Origin of the sequence: Pseudomonas sp. IT-93MI4, from assembly GCF_949767635.1 — a bacterium.
Lineage (GTDB): Bacteria > Pseudomonadota > Gammaproteobacteria > Pseudomonadales > Pseudomonadaceae > Aquipseudomonas > Aquipseudomonas putida_A.
The window spans coordinates 34,844-52,740 of record NZ_CATKPP010000007.1 but is presented as its reverse complement, the minus strand read 5'-3'; the positions used below and the strand labels follow the sequence as shown (position 1 = coordinate 52,740).

The following is a 17,897-nucleotide window of genomic DNA, read 5'->3' as shown; positions in this document are numbered from 1 at the left end:
GTGTGTCAGACACGGAGATGTCGACTGGTATACCGCATTCGCGAGCAAGCCCGCTCCCACAGGTTTTTGCGTTTTCCGTTATTTCAGGTCGAATCGATCCAGCTCCATCACCTTGGCCCACGCCGCCACGAAGTCTTTGACGAACTGTTCCTTCGCGTCAGAACTCGCATACACCTCGGCCAGCGCACGCAGTATTGCGTTGGAACCAAACACCAGATCGACCCGCGTCGCGGTCCACTTCACGCTACCGGTCTTGCGGTCGCGTCCTTCGAACTCGTCCGCTGCCGCTGACGTCGGCTTCCACTCCACGCCCATGTCCAGCAGGTTGGTGAAGAAGTCGTTGCTCAGGGTTTCCGTGCGCGAGGTGAACACGCCATGCCGGCTCTGCCCGACATTCGCCCCCAATACCCGCAGACCACCGACCAGTACGGTCATTTCCGGAGCGGAGAGGGTGAGCAGTTGCGCCTTGTCGATCAGCAGCGCTTCGGCCGACACGGTGTATTTGCCCTTGCTGTAGTTGCGGAAACCATCGGCAATCGGTTCGAGGAAACCAAACGACTCGACATCGGTTTGCTCCTGAGTCGCGTCGGTGCGTCCTGGATTGAACGGCACAGAGACCGAGTGCCCGGCGTTTTTCGCCGCTTGCTCGACCCCGGCGTTACCCGCCAGCACGATCAGATCCGCCAGCGAGACTTTCTTGCCGGATGATCCGGCGTTGAACTCGTTCTGAATGCCCTCAAGGGTCTTCAGCACCTTGTCCAGTTGCTCCGGCTGGTTGGCCTGCCAGAATTTCTGCGGGGCCAGACGCAGACGTCCGCCGTTGGCGCCGCCACGTTTGTCCGAACCACGGAAGGTCGATGCGGCGGCCCAGGCGGTGGAAACCAGTTGCGACACCGACAGACCGGACGCCAGCACTTTGCTTTTCAGCGCAGCCGCGTCGTTGCTGTCGATCAGTGGGTGAGTGGCCTCAGGAATCGGGTCCTGCCACAGCAGTTCTTCGTTCGGCAGTTCCGGGCCGAGGTAGCGCGACAGTGGGCCCATGTCGCGGTGGATCAGTTTGTACCAGGCGCGGGCGAAGGCGTCGGCCAATTGATCAGGATTGGCCAGGAAACGGCGGGCGATCGGCTCGTAGATCGGGTCGAAACGCAGCGCCAGGTCGGAGGTGAGCATGGTCGGCGAAAGCTTCTTGCTTGGATCGTGCGCGTGCGGAACGGTGCCAGCGCCGCCGCCGTTCTTCGGTTTCCACTGGTGCGCACCGGCCGGGCTTTTGAACAGTTCCCACTCGAAACCGAACAGGTTTTCCAGGTAGTTGTTGCTCCACTGAGTCGGGGTCGTGGTCCAGGTGACTTCGAGGCCGCTGGTGATGGTGTCGGCGCCTTTGCCGGTGCCGAATGCGTTGCGCCAGCCGAGGCCTTGTTCTTCCAGGCCGGCCGCTTCCGGCTCAGGCCCGACATTATCGGCCGGGCCGGCGCCGTGGGTCTTGCCGAAGGCGTGACCGCCGGCGATCAGCGCGACGGTTTCTTCGTCGTTCATGGCCATGCGGCCGAAGGTTTCGCGGATATCGCGACCGGAGGCGACCGGGTCGGGATTGCCTTCAGGGCCTTCCGGGTTCACGTAAATCAGGCCCATCTGCACGGCGGCCAATGGATTTTCCAGATTACGTTCGCCCTGATCGGTGCGGCTTTGCTCTTTGCCGTGCAAGTCCGGTTCGGCCACCAGCGTACCGTCACCCGGTTCCTGCATGGCCGACTTGTCTTTGCCGTAGCGGCTGTCGCCGCCGAGCCATTCGCGCTCCGAACCCCAATACACGTCTTCGTCCGGTTCCCAGACATCGGGACGTCCGCCGGAGAAGCCGAAGGTCTTGAAGCCCATCGACTCCAGTGCAACGTTGCCGGTGAGCACGATCAGGTCGGCCCAGGAAATATTGCGGCCGTATTTCTGTTTGATCGGCCACAGCAGTCGCCGCGCTTTGTCGAGGCTGACGTTGTCCGGCCAGCTGTTGAGCGGAGCGAAACGCTGTTGCCCGGAGCCGGCGCCACCGCGGCCATCGGCGGTGCGATAGGTGCCGGCGCTGTGCCAGGCCATGCGGATGAACAGCGGGCCGTAGTGGCCGAAGTCCGCCGGCCACCAGTCCTGGGAGTCGGTCATCAGCGCACGCAGGTCTTGTTTCAGGGCCTGGAAGTCCAGGCTCTGGAAGGCTTTGGCGTAGTCGAAGTCCTTGCCCAGCGGATCGGACTTGGGCGAGTGCTGGCTGAGGATCTTCAGGTTCAGTTGATTCGGCCACCAGTCACGGTTTGTCGTACCACCACCGGCGGCGTGGTTGAACGGGCATTTCGATTCGTTTGCCATGTTCGAGTCCTTATCAGGTCTTGTGCGGCCGGCTCATGCCGACTTCGGACTAGTAAGGCTAGACCCGACTCGGGCAGTCAGCTAATAGGCCGACTATTGGAGGCTGATAGGCAAACTCTTCAATGAATGATGCTATGGAATGAGTTGAAAGGTTTTTAGCTCGAAATCGACTAAACGACTGTCATTTCTGACAGTGCGCGGAGGAATTAATAAAAAATATATTGGCTGCATGTTAAGGGCCTGATGAATCACAAACCTTTGTTGGCAATCGAGTCGGGAGTGTATTTGCATGAAAAATTCAATTAAACCAGAAGAGCAAATTCTTAAGCTGATTCATGAAGGTCGCGGTAAATATAAAGGCACGTTTAAAGCTAGCGTTGATAACGTAGAGTTCATGTTCGCGGATACGAACGTGGTGTTTCACAGGGCAGGAGAGGAATATTACATTGTTGGGGCTGATAGAGATAATAAAAACTCCGTAGCCTTCTGTGTTCCATGGGCTATAAAAGAAGGCCCTCACGAGGTGAAGTGGTACAAAGGTGGTCTGGTTTGGAGCGTTAGTAAGGGCGGCGATTTTCACGAGATTCAACAAGGGGTGGCAACTGTGACGTTCTTACAAAGCGGCGAATATAAATACGGTGTTAAAGGTGAAATCGATTTTAGTTTGCCTCGAGTAGGGAAAATAACAGGTAAATTTGAAATTAAGCTCCGTGAGTAAACGTAAAGGGACGGATCCAACCAATCCGTCCCTTCCCTGATTTCAACTCGATTGCACAGTCTCATCATCCGGCAACGCATCCAGCGGATCTTCCTGCCCCGGCAATTCAGTAATCACACTGAAATCCGTGACCTCGACCGCACCCAATCCATAACCCAGCAAATGAAACGAGAAAGCCTTGCGCTGTTGCGGGTTGTCGAAACTGAAATCCATCTTCAGCGGCTGATCCGCCGTGGCGACCATCTCGGTCGGCAGGCCCAGTTGCACGTCCTGTTCGAACTCCTTGGCCTTGAGCTGAATGTACGCCGCCTGCTGCGGGTCCACCGAGCGCACGGTCAGGCGCACGCGGGTGTGCGAACCCTTGGGCATTTCCAGGTATTGCGCACCGATCAGGTTATCGGCCCAGTCATCCTTGATCTGCGCCTGCAGCGGGATGACGTTGTTGCTGCCGAACTGGTAACGCTGATTGAGCGGGGTGCGCAGCAGCGACAGGTCCAGCGCCATGGCCCGCGCGGCAATCTGCCGGGCCTGCTGGCTGCTTTCATTGCCCTTGAAGGTGGCCCGCTCGGCAATGAACCCGGCGCTTTCGTAGTAGCGGCAGCGGCGCGGCATGTCGCACTCGGAAAAGATCCCCTGGCCGTTGTGGTAGCGCAGCTTGCCGTTGGTGTAGGACATGATTTCGCGTCCGCTGTCGTAGTCGCGGAACAGCGAACGGCCGCTCAGCGCCGACGGCACCGGCAGATCGAAATAGTCGAGGATCGACGCGCTCAGATCGACATGACCGTAGACCCCGGCATTCAGTCGCGGCAGTTGCTCGTGTTCCGGGGCCAAGGTCAGGTTGAAACCCCAGGACGACGCCAGACGCACGCCATCGATGCCGTGGGATTCGTCCGAGGTGATCACCACCAGCGTGTCTTTCAGTACGCCCTGGCGTTCGAGACCGCTGAGAAACTGCTCCAGCGCATCATCGAGATAACCGACGGCAGCCTGTTTCGGCGTCTCGTAGCGCGCCAGATAGTCTTCCGGTGCGGAGTAGGGCTGGTGCGTGCCGACGGTCAACAGAGTGAGCATCCACGGTTGCTTCTGCTTCTTCAGTTGGCCGACGTAATCCAGCGCGCCTTCGAAGAACGCCTTGTCATCCTTGCCCCACGGAAACTCCAGATAGTTGGCGTTGCTGAACCACTCCAGACCATGGGTCGCATCGAAACCGATGTGCGGCATGATCTTGTCTTTGGCCATGAAACGCAGACCGGCGCCTTGCAGGTAGTGAGTGCTGAAGCCGTTCTGCCGCAGTTGCGCCGGCAGGCAGGCCTGATTGCGCTCCTGCTGGGTGAGCATTTCCACGCCTTTGGGCGTGCCGTTGTTGAGCTTGTCGTAATCGCCACAGAGCATGGCGTACAGGCCACGAATGGTCTGGTGCGTATGCAGCACGTAATCCGGGGTGTTCATGCCGCGCTCGGCCCAGCGACTGAGATGAGGCATCAGGTCTTCCTGATAATGACTGCCGATGGCCTCGCGATTGGCGCGGATGTACGCGCCGGGGATGCCCTCCAGGGCGATGATCAGCACATTGCGCGCCTGCCCCGGTGCGGCCAGCAGCTTGTGGCCATTGAGATCCAGATCGGTCAGCCCGGCCATCTGTGGCGCGGCGGGTTCGACGTCACCGTCCAGCCATTCCTCGGCCTGCAACTGCAGCTCGGCGACTTGCGAGGCGAGCAATTGATGCGGCAGGTTGTACATGCGCCACGGATCCTCCTCGCTCGGCCACTGGTTTTGCACGCCCCAGTGCGCGGCGAACAGCAGCGCCGGTGCGGCCCACACGGCACGGGGCAGAGCAGCAGCGGGTTGCGCGCGATTGGCGAAACGCGTCAGCAACCAGAGCAGCAGCGCCAGCAACAGGGCCACGCCCAGCGCCGGATGGGCAAAGCCGCCACCGGTGGAGTTCTCCACGAACTGCGGGTCAATCAGGTAATGCAGGTCGGATGGGTTCGGCAACCGGCCGACAGCGCTGACCAGCTCCGCCGTCGCCACCGCCAGCACCCCCCAGAACAGCAGCAACGGCAACGCCTGCCACCACGCACGGCGATGAAGCAACAGCACCAGCAAACTGCCAATGGCCAAGTCAGACAAATAGCCCGGCGACGACGACCAGCCCAACGCCGCGCGCAGGCACACCGGTACGATCAGCACCAGCAGAATCAGGGAAAACAGGCGGGCATGCGGCTGCCGCAACCAACGCAAAAGAACGCTCACAAACAAAGACCTTCCAGCCATCAAACCGTCATAAAAGTGTGCGCGATGATACCAAGGGTGGGCTGTCTGATCGCCCTTTTAAACTACCGGCTGATCCGCTCTCGCAGGCACGGCGCAGGGCTTGAGGCCGTGACTGGCGTTGGTGTCAGCGCGCTGACGGCTGACGCACAGCGTGTAATCGATGGCAGATTTATTGTTTCAGGCTGTTTAAATCAGCGCACGATGGCAAACGTGAGCGTGCTATGGATATTCGATAACGGTATTTAATTTCTGTTTTTTATAGCGATAGAGTTCGGCCTTTCAGCCAATTCACCCAGCTGCGAGGTTGTCATGGCCATACCGTTCAAACGTTCTGCGCTGATTCTGTTGGCCGCATCCCTGGCAGGCAGTCTTCTGCTCAGCGGCGGTGCCCAGGCCGAAGGCAAGATCAGCATCGCCCAGCAATTCGGCATCGGTTATCTGATTCTCGATGTGGTCCGTGATCAGCAGTTGATCGAAAAACACGGCAAGGCGCAGGGGCTGGAGATCAAGGTCGACTGGAACAGCATCTCCGGCGCCACCGCCATGAACGAAGCGCTGCTGACCGGCGCGCTGGACGTGGTCTCCGCCGGGGTGCCGCCGATGCTCACCGTGTGGGATCGCACCCGTGGCAAACAGAACGTCAAGGCGATTGCCTCGCTCGGCTCGATGCCCAATTACCTGCTGACCAACAACCCGAACATCAAGACCCTGAAGGATTTCAGCGACAAGGATCGCATCGCCGTGCCGGCGGCGGGCGTGGGGTTCCAGTCGCGGACCCTGCAGATCGAAACGGCCAGGGAATTCGGCAATGACCAGTACAAAAAATTTGACGACATCTCGGTCAGCCTGCCGCATCCGGACGCCACGGCGGCGCTGATTGCCGGTGGTTCGGAAATCAACTCGCACTTCTCCAGCCCGCCGTTCCAGTATCAGGCGTTGCAAAACCCCAACGTGCACAAAGTGCTGAGTTCCTACGACGTGCTCGGCGGTCAGGCCACGTTCAACGTGCTCTACACCACGGAAAAATTCCACGACGAAAATCCCAGGACCTACAAGGCGTTCTACGACGCGTTGGCCGAAGCGGAAAAAATCATCAAGGCCGACAAACCCGCCGCCGCCCAGGCGTACATCCGCGTCGAACAGTCGAAGCTGCCGCTGGCGCTGGTCGAGCAGATCGTCACCGATCCGGAAATCGACTTCACAGTGGTGCCGCAGCGCACGTTCATCTATGCCGAGAAACTGCAGGAACTGGGCGTGCTGAAGAACAAGGCCGACAGTTGGAAGGATTACTTCTTTGAAGAGGCGCATGGCGGCGCGGGGAGCTGATAACGGCTCGCCAAAGCGTTGAAACCTGTGGCTGTTTCTGGACAGCCTGATGGCCACTCAGTAGCATTCGAGCCCAACGGATTTTCCCTTCGCACGTCGTCCGACGTGGAGTTCTCAAGGAATCGACATGCGCGACACCCCCAATGGCGAACAACGAACGGTCGTGACCTTGGTCAACGGCGAGATTCATCACGAAACCCAGATCAGTTTCAGCTCGGTGTCGGTCGTCAATGGCGAAGTGCGGGTGCATACCGCTGAAGGCAATCAGATAAATGTCCAGGTACCGGGGGCGGACTTCTCATTGCGCTTTGATCTGGATGGAGTGCAGCAGACTCCAGTGGCGCAGCAGGCACCGGTTGAAACGGTGCCCGTCGACAACAACCTGAAGCTGTTCACCTGGAAAACCGTACTGATCACCCTTGGGCTGTGGACAGTGGTCAACCTGATCACCGGTTGGCTGGGATTTTTTGCGGCGGCCGGTTATCTCGGTTATCGCTGGAGTCAGGTGTTGAAGCGCAAGCAGCAGTTGGCTGTGGCGCCCGTGGAGAAAACTGCAGCGGCATCGCGCTCGGGGATGTCGAGAGAAAGCGTGCGCAATGCACTGGCCCGCAAGCGCGGCTGACATGCGCGATAAAAAAGGGGCGACCTGATCATCAATCAGGCCGCCCCTTTTTATTACCGCCAAGTCAGATCAATGCATCTTGCTGTGATCGTGGCCTTCCATGTGCGTCAGCGCACGCACTTCGGCTTTGACTTCGACGGTTTCTTTCTCGCCCTTGGCGTTTTCCACGGTCAGGGTCAGCGGTACGCTTTCGCCTTCCTTGAGCTGGCCGGTCAGGCCCATCAGCATCACGTGGTAGCCGTTCGGGTCGAAGGTGACGGCTTTGCCGGCTGGCAGGTCAACCGATTTGACCGGGCCCATGCTCATCACGTCGTTCTTCATCGACATTTCGTGGATCTGCACATCCTTGGCCACTGGCGAGGCCACGCTCAGCAGTTTGCTGTCGCTGTCCGCGGTGACGGTCATGAACGCGCCGCTGGCCGATTGGGTCGGCACGGTCGCACGCACCCAGGCATCATCGACCTTGGTCTGAGCCGAGGCTTGAAACGCCAGGCCCAGCAGGGACAGGGCGAAAACGGCGCGTTTGATGTTGTTCAAAACGGGGTGCATCAGCAGACCTCCATAACGGTGAGCAAATCTTCCGTGCACTCTTGTGCCGAAAGCGATACAGACAGACCCATGCGCAACTGGCCGCGCGAGTCGTAGACGTAACTGGTGGACGTGTGGGAGATGGTGTAGGTTTCGCCGGCCGGCACCTTCTCGAAGAACACGTCGAATTCCTTGGCGGTGGCCTGGGTTTCTTCCAGCGTGCCGTACAGTGCGACGAAGCTCGGGTCGAAGGCTTTGACGTAGGCGTCGAGGATCTGCGGCGTGTCGCGTTCCGGGTCGAGGGTGATGAAGATCACCTGCAGACGGTCGCCGTCCTTGCCCATCAGCTTCTTGATTTGCGCGGCGCGGGCGAGAGTGGTCGGGCACACCGCCGGGCATTGGGTGAAGCCGAAGAAGATCATCGGCATCATCCCGCGAAAGCTCGACAGCGTCATGGTTTCACCGTCGGTGTTCTTCAGCTTGAAGGTGCGTCCGAGGATCTTGTCACTCAGGTCCTTGCCGTACTTGTACGACAGTTGGCCACGGGTGTCGCAGCCGGCGAGCAGGCCCAGGCCCAGCACGCCCATTCCCGCAAGCACCTTGCGGCGAGTCAACAAAGCCGTCATCTAATACCGCCTTTTGCAGCCCGTCAGTCGGCAGGACTGGCGGGGGGTTAACCGTAAAAGCGGCGCATGATACCAAACTGACGGCAGACGCCGGCCACGGATCGCCGCGCGGCGTCGTATCGGGCGACAAAAGGTGTAAGAAAAAGTGACGAGGGGCTACTGAACCCGGGCCTCATCGGCCTGCCAGCCGCCGCCCAGCGCGGTGTACAGGTTGACCTCGGCAACCAGCTGCGCCAGCCGATCAGTGATCAGCCCCTGCTGTGAACTGAACAGTGAACGTTGCGCATCAAGAAACGTCAGGCTGCTGTCGACACCGTTTTGATAGCGGTGCTGCGCCAGGTTGTAGTAGTCCTGTGTCGCCTGCACCAGATCGCGCTGTGCCTGCAATTGCTGCTGATAAGTGCTGCGCGCTGCCAGGCCGTCGGCAACTTCCTGAAACGCGGTTTGAATCGATTTCTCGTATTCGGCGACCGCGACGTCTTTCTGCAATTTCGAATAATCCAGACTCGCGCGCAGGCCGCCGGCGTTGAAAATCGGCAGGTTGATTTGCGGCTGGAACGTCCACGCCCCGGAGCCGGCGCTGAACAGGCCGGACAGATCGCGGCTGGAGGTGCCGGCGCTGGCGGTCAGGCTGACACTGGGGAAAAACGCCGCGCGCGCTGCACCGATATTGGCGTTGGCCGCTTTCAGTTTGTACTCGGCCTGGAGAATGTCCGGGCGCCGTTGCAGCAGATCCGACGGCAACCCGGCCGGCAATTGCTGAACCAGATCGCTGGCCAGTGGTTGCGCCGGCAGTTGCTCGGGGATCTGAGCGCCAACCAGTAGCGTCAGGCTGTTGAGATCTTGCGCCACCTGACGTTTGTATCGCGCCAGATTGGCTCGCGAACTGTCGACGCTGGTTTGCGCCTGCGCCTGTTCCAGCGCCGAAGACTTGCCGGCGTCGCGGTTGCGCGTGGTCAGGCGCAGGCTTTGCTGATCGGCGGCCAGGGTCTGGCGCGTCAGTTCGAGCAACTCCTGATCGGCGCGCCAGGTCAGGTAGGCATTGGCGACGTTGGCCACCAGACTCAGCTCGGCACTGCGCCGCGCCTGTTCGGTCGCCAGCCAGGTTTGCAGCGCCTGTTCGCTGAGGCTGCGCACCCGGCCGAAAAAATCTAACTCATAGGCACTGACGCCCAGGTTCACCGCATAGGTCGAATTGATCATGGCTTTGCTGCGGGTCACGCTGGGCGGCATGCGCTGGCGCGACTCGCTGGCATTGGCCGATACCGCCGGCAGCAGATCGGCGCGCTGGATCCGGTACTGCGCCTGGAACGCCTCGACGTTCAGCGCCGCCACCCGCAGATCGCGATTGTTCACCAGCGCGCTTTCGATCAACTGTTGCAGCGCCGGGTCGTTGAACAGCGTGCGCCAGTCTTCAGTGCGCGCTGCGGCGGGTGTCGGTGCCGGGTAAACCGCGCCTTGCGGGTACTGCGCAGCGCTCGGTGAAGCAGGGCGCTGGTACTCGGGAATCAACGAACAACCGGCCAGCAGGGCGGCGAGGGACAGCAGGGAAATGCGCAGCATCGAACGCTCTCATGCAGAAAAAACACGTGCCGGGCACTGCGTCCCCACACCATCATCAAACACCGTTGAACCATGCCGCGCGGTTACGCCCCGGCCATCCAGCGCGCCAGACCGTGCCGTCCGCTGACCCCCAGTTTGGCGGTCGCCCGTTTGAGGTAGGTCTCGACCGAACTGCTCTTGACCCGCAGCTTCTCGGCCAGTTGCGGCACGGTACCGCCGGTCAGCAGACCCAGGCAGACTTCCTTTTCCCGCGCCGACAGCACGATGCCACCCAGCGCCAGACGTTCGTCGAACACCTGCTGCAACGGCGCCTGTTCCAGGTCGGCCAACGGCAGGCGTGGCTGTTTGGCGATGATCTGCCGACTGAGCTGCGCGTGCCGTTCGATCAGCGGCAACAGCGTGTCGGACAGGCTTTTGAGAAACGACAGTTCCGGCAGGGAAAACACCCGTTGCGTATGCGGTCGGTAGAACGAGATGACACAGCGGCGATTAGAGGTGCGGGACACCAGATTGCACTGGTGCACGCTGTGCTGCGGATGTTGCGGCTGGAGCGACGCTTTGAGTTGAATCAGCAGGGAATCATTCATCTCGATCATCTTCTGCAACAACGGATGATCGTCCGGACTTTTCAACGGGTCCGGTGGCGGGAAGGTCTGCGGCAGTCCGGCGCTGCCCAGCGCCTTGATCTCGACCACGCTGGCCTGACGTTCGTCCAGCGTCCACTCACTGAGATCGACGCGATTGACCGGCACCAGGGTGTCGACCAACTGGAACAGGTTGCTGGCGAAATGATCGTCGCCGGTGCTGGCAATCAGTTCCCCCAGTTGCCAGTAGAAATGCGGGTTTTCCATGTTGCGAATGCTGCCGGTCAGATTCATATCCTTGTCATCCCTGGTTCCGAGTCATCACCGAGTCGTCCGCTGTTTATGCAAAAGCCGCCCACGCAATCGTCTCTCCTTGAAACTGATCTGGGGCGGGATTTAAGCCTATGGATTTGTCCTACGTCTGTAGGGGAAAACAGGGACACAAAGTGCCATCATTTCTGAAAGTTGGCGCCGGGCTTCTGACGCCATTTGCGATAGGTGTTGCGCATCGCGTGACTGTTTGGTCACGGCAAGACCTTGAAAACCGGGGCAGTTGCGTTTTTTTGAGGTCACAACGCAGGTCGATGGCAGCGCTGGTGTGTGGCATTTTTCCTACAGGATTTTCAGTGTTTCCTCTCCGAACTTTTAGTGGGTTCCCACCCAATCAGCGGTTACAAGCGCTGACAGGCCAGCCCCCGGGGCGGGGTTGTCCGGGTTTTACGTGTCATGTCGGCATCAGGGCCGATGCTTGAATAGGCGCAAAATCACATGAGAAGGATCTTATGCCGCCTATTTCTGCCCCCGCGGTGGCCACGCCGTCCGCATCGCTCCAGACGTATCCGCTGACCGCTGCGCAGCTGGATATCTGGCTGGATCAGCTGAGTCGCGGGGATTCGCCGCTGTACAACATCGGCGGCTACCTGGACCTCAGCGGGCCGCTGGATCCGGCGCGGATGCAGGCTGCGCTGGAGTTGCTGGTGGCCCGGCATGACGCGCTGCGCACGATTCTGCTGCCGGGCGCTGGCGCCGATGGCCTGCCTTTGCAGCAGTTCGCCCGGTCAGTAGCGGTGCCGATGCCGATCGACGATGTGTCGGCGCACAGCGACCCGGAATCGGCGGCGCGGGCATTGGTGCAGGCGCGAATCGATCAGCCCTTTGTACTGGACGGCGGCTGCCTGTTGCGCTTTCTGTTGATCCGCCTCGATGAGCAGCGACACTGGCTGTCCGTGCAGGCTCATCACTTGATCGTCGATGGCTGGGGCTTCGGCGAAATGTTCAAGTCGCTGGACGAGATCTACAACGCGCTGGCGCACGGCCAACCGACACCGGTCGCGGCGCCGTCGTACATCGACTTCATCGAGGACAATGCGCGCTATCACGCGTCGCCGCGTTATGCGCAGGATCGCGCCTATTGGCTGGACAAGTACCGACAATTGCCCGAGCCGCTGTTGCTGCCACGGCATCAGCAGAGTCTGGCCGGCCAGACCGCGCAGACGCAGGTCTACGCGCAGCCCTTGCCGGCGTTGCTGCACGAGCGCATGCAGCAGGTGGCCCGAGCGTTCGGCGCGTCGGCGTTCCATGTGTTGCTGGCGGCGCTGCATGTCTACTTCAGCCGCACCGCACAACGTGACGAATGGGTGGTTGGATTGCCGATTCTCAACCGCTCCGGCGCGCGCTTCAAATCCACGCTTGGGTTGTTCGCCCAGGTCAGTGCGGTGCGCATGGGCTTCGGTCGCCACTGCACGTTCGCTGAACTGATCACGGCGATCCGTGAGGAACTGCGCAAGGATTTCCGCCATCAGCGCTTCCCCGTGAGTGAGATGAACCGCGCCCTCGGCCTGCTGCGGGAGGAGCGCTCGCAGCTGTTCGAAGTCACTGTTTCCTACGAGCAGGGCACTCACGATTATCGCTACGGCGAGGCGTCGGGACGGATTATCAAGGCCTCGAACGTCGAAGAGGCCACACCGCTGGCGGTGCACTTGCTGAGCAATCTGGCCAATGACGACGCGCGGCTGTACCTGATCTACAGCGAGGCGTATTTCAACGCCGATGAAGTCAAGGCACTGGCCGAACGCTGGTTGCTGATTCTGGAGCAGGGGCTGGAAGCGGTGAACCTGGCGGTGACGGATTTCGATCTGAGCGCGCCGGAAGAAACCGCGTTGCTGCAACAGTGGAATGCCACGCGGGTGGACTACCCGGCTCCGACCACCATTCAGCAGCGTATCGAAGCGCAGGCGACGCTTCGGCCGCAGGCGCTGGCGGCGGTTGATCAGGGGCAAAGCCTGACCTATGCCGAGTTCAATCAACGCGCCAACGCGCTCGCTCATCATCTGCGCGATCTCGGGGTGCGCCCGGATGACCGGGTGGCGATCGTTGCCCGGCGCGGCCTCGACACACTGGTCGGGCTGTTGGCGATCCTCAAAGCTGGCGCCGCTTATGTGCCGCTGGATCCGGCGCATCCGGCCGAGCGCCTGAGCTATCTGCTGGAGGACAGCGCGCCAATCGCGGTTCTGACCCAGCGTGCGCTGCGCGGGCATTTGCCGGCGTTGTCGGTGCCGGTGATCGAGCTGGATCAGCCGAGCTGGTCCGCCGAACATGTCGGCGCGCCGAAGGTGCCGGGGCTGACCCCGGCCAACCTCGCTTATGTGATTTACACCTCCGGCTCGACCGGCCTGCCCAAGGGGGTGATGGTCGAGCACCGCACCCTGTGCAATCTGGTCGATTGGCACGCTGATGTCTTCGACCTGCATGCCGGCAGCCATACCTCAAGCCTGGCCGGTTTCGGTTTCGATGCGATGGCCTGGGAAGTCTGGCCGGCGCTGTGCGTGGGCGCGACCCTGCACCTGGCGCCGGCCAGCGAGGGCAGCGAAGACATCGATGCGCTGCTCGACTGGTGGCGTGCGCAGCCGCTGGACGTGAGTTTTTTGCCGACGCCGATCGCCGAATACGCGTTCAGCCGCCAGCTCGATCACCCAACATTGCGCACGCTGCTGATCGGTGGCGATCGCCTGCGCCAGTTCCCGCGTCAGCCATCGTTCGAAGTGATCAACAACTACGGCCCGACCGAAGCCACGGTGGTGGCGACCTCGGGACGTATCGACGCCGGGCAGGCGCTGCACATCGGCAAACCGGTGAGCAACGCCACGGTGTATCTGCTCGACGAGCAGCAGCAACCGGTGCCGCTGGGCGTGACGGGCGAGTTGTACGTCGGTGGGGCCGGGGTGGCGCGCGGTTACCTGAACCGCGCAGAGCTGAGCGCCGAACGCTTCCTGCGTGATCCGTTCAGTGCTGAACCGGGCGCGCGCCTGTACCGCACCGGCGACCTCGCGCGATGGCGCGCCGACGGCAATCTCGAGTACCTGGGGCGCAACGATGATCAGGTGAAAATCCGTGGCATCCGGATCGAGCCGGGGGAGATCGAGAGCGCACTCGCCAGCCATTCGGCGGTGCGCGAAGCGGTGGTGCTGGTGCGCGACGGGCAATTGCTGGCGTGGTTCACCGAGCAGGCGCCGCTAGACATCAATGAGCTGCACGCGCAGCTGAAAACCCGCCTGAGCAACGCCATGCTGCCGAGCGCCTATGTGCGTCTGTCGGCGCTGCCGCTGACCGCCAACGGCAAGGTCGATCGCAAGGCACTGCCGGCGCCCGGGCCGGACGATCTGATCCGCCGCGAATACGAAGCGCCGCAGGGTGAGGTCGAAATCGCCCTGGCGCAGATCTGGGCCGAAGTCCTGCAAGTCGAACGGGTCGGGCGTCATGACCATTTCTTCGAACTCGGCGGGCATTCGTTGCTGGCGGTGATCTTGATCGAGCGCATGCGTCAGCTCGATCTGAGCAGCGACGTGCGCGTGCTGTTCAGTCAGCCGACCCTGTCGGCGCTGGCGGCTTCGGTCGGCAGCGGTCGGGAGATCGAAGTGCCGGCCAACCGCATCACTGCCGATTGCACCCATATCACTCCGGCAATGCTGCCGCTGGTGCAACTGCAGCAGGCGGACATCGAGCGGATCGTCGCCACGGTACCGGGCGGCGCGGCCAACGTGCAGGACATCTATCCGTTGGCACCGCTGCAGGAAGGCATTCTCTACCACCACATCACCGCTGAGCAGGGCGATCCGTACCTGCTGCAATCGCAACTGGCGTTCGACAGTCTTGAACGCGTCGAGGCTTTCGCCGCAGCGTTGCGAGAAGTCATGGCGCGCCACGACATTCTGCGCACTTCGGTGCTCTGGGAAGGCCTGAACACCCCGGTGCAGGTGGTGTGGCGCGCGGCAATTCTGCCGTTGCAGGAGGTCGAGCTGGACCCGGCCGACGGCCCGGTCATCGAGCAGTTGCACGCGCGCTTCAACGCCCGGCGTTATCGCCTCGACGTCAGCCAGGCGCCTCTGATGCGCCTGGTGTATGCCCGTGATCCGGCGCTGGATCGGGTGGTGGGGATTCTGCTGTTCCATCACCTGGCCATGGATCACATCGCTTTGGAGGTGATGCGCGGCGAGATGCAGGCCAGTCTGTCGGGGCAGGTCGTGGCGCTGGCGCCGCCGGTGCCGTATCGCAATTACGTGGCGCAGACGCGGCTGGGCGTCAGCGAGCAGGAACACGAGGCGTTTTTCCGTGAGCAACTGGCGGACATCGACGAGCCGACCCTGCCATTCGGCCTGCAGGAAGTGCAGGGCGACGGACGCGGCATCGACGAAGCGCAGCAGGCGTTGCCGGCTGACGTCTATCAGCGTCTGCGCACCCAAGCACGACAGGCCGGGGTCAGTGTGGCGAGCCTGATTCATCTGGCTTGGGCGCGGGTGCTGGCGGCGACATCCGGCCAGCAGCGTGTGGTGTTCGGCACGGTGCTGATGGGGCGCATGCAAGGCGGCGAGGGCGCTGACCGGGCCTTGGGCGTGTTCATCAACAGCTTGCCGTTGCGCATCGATGTCGATGCCGGAGTGCTGGACGCTGTGCGCGCCACCCATGCGCGGCTGACCGCGCTGCTCGGGCATGAGCACGCGTCGCTGGCACTGGCTCAGCGCTGCAGCGGCGTCGCCTCGCCGTCACCGTTGTTCAGCGCTTTGCTCAATTATCGGCACAGTGACGAGTCCGAACTGCTGGAGCCATCCAGTCAGGCTTGGCAAGGCATCGAAACCCTGGCCAACGAGGAGCGCACCAATTACCCGCTGACCATGAGCGTGGATGATTTTGGCAACGGCTTGCGCCTGACCGGCAGGGCTGTGGCGCAGATTGGCGCGCAACGGATTTGCGGTTACATGCAAGCGGCGTTGAGTGGCCTGGTGCAGGCCCTGGAGCAGACGCCGCAACAGCCGTTGAACCGTTTGCCGATCCTGCAGCCCGAAGAGTTGCAACGCTTGCTTATCACCTTCAACGCCACTGAGGTCGATTGTCCGCTGGAGCAGCCACTGCACGCGTTGTTCGAAGCGCAGGTGCGGCGTAAGCCGGACGCCATCGCGCTGCAATCCGCGCAGGGAACCCTGACTTACCTTGAGCTCAATCAGCGCGCCAATCGTCTGGCCCATCACCTGCGTGAACTCGGCGTGCAACCGGACTCGCGCGTAGCAATCTGCGTCGAGCGCGGGCTGGATCTGATCGTTGGTCTGCTCGGCATCCTCAAGGCTGGTGGTGCCTATGTGCCGCTGGACCCGGACTATCCGCTGGAGCGCCTGAACTACATGTTGCAGGACAGTGCGCCGGTCGCACTGCTGGTGCATGACGCTACGCGGCAATTGCTGGGCGAGCCGGGTGTGACGACGATCAATCTGGAGCACGGCAGTTGGGAGCAGCTGTCGTCAGACAATCTTCAAGTGCCGGGCCTGCGTGCGTCGAACCTCGCCTACATGATCTACACCTCGGGTTCTACCGGGTTGCCGAAAGGCGTGATGATCGAGCATCGCAGCGCCTGCAACATGGTGCATTGGGGTTCGCAGCTCAGCCCGCCGACCGAGCACGGTGCGCTGCTGCAAAAGGCGCCGTTCAGCTTCGACAGCTCGGTGTGGGAGATCTTTTGGCCGCTGTGTTCCGGGATGCGTCTGGTACTGGCGCGACCGGACGGCAACCGCGATTCGGCGTATGTGGTGCAGACCATTCGCGAGCAGCAGGTGACGGTGGTCAAGTTCGTTCCGGCGCTGTTGCAGCAGTTCATCGAACAGGACGGTGTCGAGCAGTGCACCAGCCTGACCGATGTGCTCAACGGCGGTGGCGAACTCAGCGCGGCGCTGGCCCGCCAAGTGCGTACTCGCCTGCCGTGGGTGCGTTTGCACAACGTTTATGGCCCGACTGAAACCACGGTGGACAGCACGGGCTGGACGCTGGAGCCGGACATGCCGGTGCCGGACAACGTGGTGCCAATCGGTACAGCCTTGAGCAATACACGCCTGTACGTGCTCGACGCGTACGGACAACCGGTGCCGCAAGGCGTCAGCGGTGAGTTGCACATCGGCGGCGTCGGCGTGGCACGTGGTTATCACGGCTTGCCGGAGATGCAGGCCGAGCGCTTCATCGACAGCCCGTTTGTGCCGGGGGATCGCCTGTACCGCACGGGCGATCTGGCGCGCTACAACAATCATGGGGAACTGGAATTCCTCGGCCGTAATGACTTCCAGATCAAGCTGCGTGGCTTGCGTCTGGAGCCGGGGGAAATCGAGGCGCGGCTGATCGAACATCCGGCGGTTCGCCAAGCGGTGGTGATGGTGCGCGATGAGCGTCTGGTGGCCTGGTACAGCTTGCGCGCCGGCATCGACGCGCCATCGTTGGAAACCTTGCGCAGCCATGTGCTGGAGCGTTTGCCGGAGTACATGGTGCCGGGCGCGTTTGTGCTGCTCGACGCGTTGCCGCTGACGCCAAACGACAAGATCGACCGCAAAGCCCTGCCGGAACCTGGGGCAGATGCGGTGATCAACCGACCGTACGTGGCGCCACAGGGTGAAGTCGAAACCGCACTGGCGCAGATCTGGGGTGAAGTACTCGGCGTCGAACAGGTCGGTCGTCACGACAACTTCTTCGAACTCGGCGGGCATTCGTTGCTGGCGGTGAGTCTGGTGGCGCGTATGCGTCAGAGCGGTTTGCACACCGACGCCCGGGCACTGTTCAGCCAGCCGACGCTGGCGGCACTGGCGCTCAGCACCACACCCGAGGCGCAGCAAGTGGCCATCCCGCAAACCACCATCCCGAGCCTCACCCGCAAACGCCGGCTCTAGCCCGGAATTGATTGTGTAAACCAAACCCTGTGGGAGCGGGCTTGCTCGCGAATGCGGTGTAACAGTCACCATCAACATCGACTGACCCACCGCATTCGCGAGCAAGCCCGC

At 61.6% G+C, this 17,897-nt stretch carries 10 protein-coding genes; 4 read left to right on the top strand and 6 right to left on the bottom strand.

What is annotated here, in order from left to right:
• Window positions 1-78: 78 nt before the first annotated feature.
• Entirely contained in the window at window positions 79-2,349 is a 2,271-nt protein-coding gene (gene katG / locus ACM6I7_RS05465) for a catalase/peroxidase HPI (protein WP_285374478.1), read from the bottom strand.
• 289 nt (window positions 2,350-2,638) lie between these two features.
• Between katG and ACM6I7_RS05460 the strand changes: the two genes are divergently transcribed.
• A complete protein-coding gene (locus ACM6I7_RS05460) occupies window positions 2,639-3,067 on the top strand; it encodes a hypothetical protein (RefSeq protein WP_097087905.1) in 429 nt (142 codons plus the stop codon).
• 42 nt (window positions 3,068-3,109) lie between these two features.
• On the opposite strand, the gene ACM6I7_RS05455 is transcribed toward ACM6I7_RS05460, so the two are convergent.
• Window positions 3,110-5,341, bottom strand: coding sequence for an LTA synthase family protein (locus ACM6I7_RS05455; protein ID WP_414888104.1), 2,232 nt, complete (start codon window positions 5,339-5,341; stop codon window positions 3,110-3,112).
• A gap of 309 nt (window positions 5,342-5,650) precedes the next feature.
• Between ACM6I7_RS05455 and ACM6I7_RS05450 the strand changes: the two genes are divergently transcribed.
• On the top strand, window positions 5,651-6,667 hold the full coding sequence (locus ACM6I7_RS05450; RefSeq protein ID WP_027613132.1) for an ABC transporter substrate-binding protein: 1,017 nt from the start codon (window positions 5,651-5,653) through the stop codon (window positions 6,665-6,667).
• 127 nt (window positions 6,668-6,794) lie between these two features.
• Window positions 6,795-7,289 carry a hypothetical protein gene (locus ACM6I7_RS05445; protein WP_027613131.1) on the top strand — a complete coding sequence of 165 codons (495 nt, stop codon included), beginning with the start codon at window positions 6,795-6,797 and terminating at the stop codon, window positions 7,287-7,289.
• 69 nt (window positions 7,290-7,358) lie between these two features.
• Here the strand turns inward: ACM6I7_RS05445 and ACM6I7_RS05440 are convergent, their stop codons facing one another.
• The 4 genes from ACM6I7_RS05440 to ACM6I7_RS05425 all read right to left on the bottom strand — a co-directional run bounded on the left by ACM6I7_RS05440 (window position 7,359) and on the right by ACM6I7_RS05425 (window position 10,884).
• Window positions 7,359-7,838, bottom strand: a complete 480-nt coding sequence (locus ACM6I7_RS05440; RefSeq protein WP_027613130.1) for a copper chaperone PCu(A)C — start codon at window positions 7,836-7,838, stop codon at window positions 7,359-7,361.
• A complete protein-coding gene (locus ACM6I7_RS05435) occupies window positions 7,838-8,443 on the bottom strand; it encodes an SCO family protein (RefSeq protein WP_027613129.1) in 606 nt (201 codons plus the stop codon). The genes ACM6I7_RS05440 and ACM6I7_RS05435 overlap by 1 nt, the downstream gene beginning before the upstream one ends.
• A 156-nt stretch (window positions 8,444-8,599) precedes the next feature.
• Entirely contained in the window at window positions 8,600-10,006 is a 1,407-nt protein-coding gene (locus tag ACM6I7_RS05430; RefSeq protein ID WP_414888103.1) for an efflux transporter outer membrane subunit, read from the bottom strand.
• A gap of 83 nt (window positions 10,007-10,089) precedes the next feature.
• A complete protein-coding gene (locus ACM6I7_RS05425; protein ID WP_225138690.1) occupies window positions 10,090-10,884 on the bottom strand; it encodes a helix-turn-helix transcriptional regulator in 795 nt (264 codons plus the stop codon).
• 488 nt (window positions 10,885-11,372) lie between these two features.
• Between ACM6I7_RS05425 and ACM6I7_RS05420 the strand changes: the two genes are divergently transcribed.
• Window positions 11,373-17,786, top strand: a complete 6,414-nt coding sequence (locus ACM6I7_RS05420) for an amino acid adenylation domain-containing protein (protein ID WP_414888102.1) — start codon at window positions 11,373-11,375, stop codon at window positions 17,784-17,786.
• Window positions 17,787-17,897 lie beyond the last annotated feature (111 nt).

Excerpts from the sequence above, each read along its gene's own strand:
- katG (WP_285374478.1), bottom strand. The coding sequence starts at position 2,349 with ATGGCAAACGAATCGAAATGCCCGTTCAACCACGCCGCCGGTGGTGGT.
- ACM6I7_RS05460 (WP_097087905.1), top strand. The coding sequence starts at position 2,639 with ATGAAAAATTCAATTAAACCAGAAGAGCAAATTCTTAAGCTGATTCAT.
- ACM6I7_RS05455 (WP_414888104.1), bottom strand. The coding sequence starts at position 5,341 with ATGGCTGGAAGGTCTTTGTTTGTGAGCGTTCTTTTGCGTTGGTTGCGG.
- ACM6I7_RS05450 (WP_027613132.1), top strand. The coding sequence starts at position 5,651 with ATGGCCATACCGTTCAAACGTTCTGCGCTGATTCTGTTGGCCGCATCC.
- ACM6I7_RS05445 (WP_027613131.1), top strand. The coding sequence starts at position 6,795 with ATGCGCGACACCCCCAATGGCGAACAACGAACGGTCGTGACCTTGGTC.
- ACM6I7_RS05440 (WP_027613130.1), bottom strand. The coding sequence starts at position 7,838 with ATGCACCCCGTTTTGAACAACATCAAACGCGCCGTTTTCGCCCTGTCC.
- ACM6I7_RS05435 (WP_027613129.1), bottom strand. The coding sequence starts at position 8,443 with ATGACGGCTTTGTTGACTCGCCGCAAGGTGCTTGCGGGAATGGGCGTG.
- ACM6I7_RS05430 (WP_414888103.1), bottom strand. The coding sequence starts at position 10,006 with ATGCTGCGCATTTCCCTGCTGTCCCTCGCCGCCCTGCTGGCCGGTTGT.
- ACM6I7_RS05425 (WP_225138690.1), bottom strand. The coding sequence starts at position 10,884 with ATGAATCTGACCGGCAGCATTCGCAACATGGAAAACCCGCATTTCTAC.
- ACM6I7_RS05420 (WP_414888102.1), top strand. The coding sequence starts at position 11,373 with ATGCCGCCTATTTCTGCCCCCGCGGTGGCCACGCCGTCCGCATCGCTC.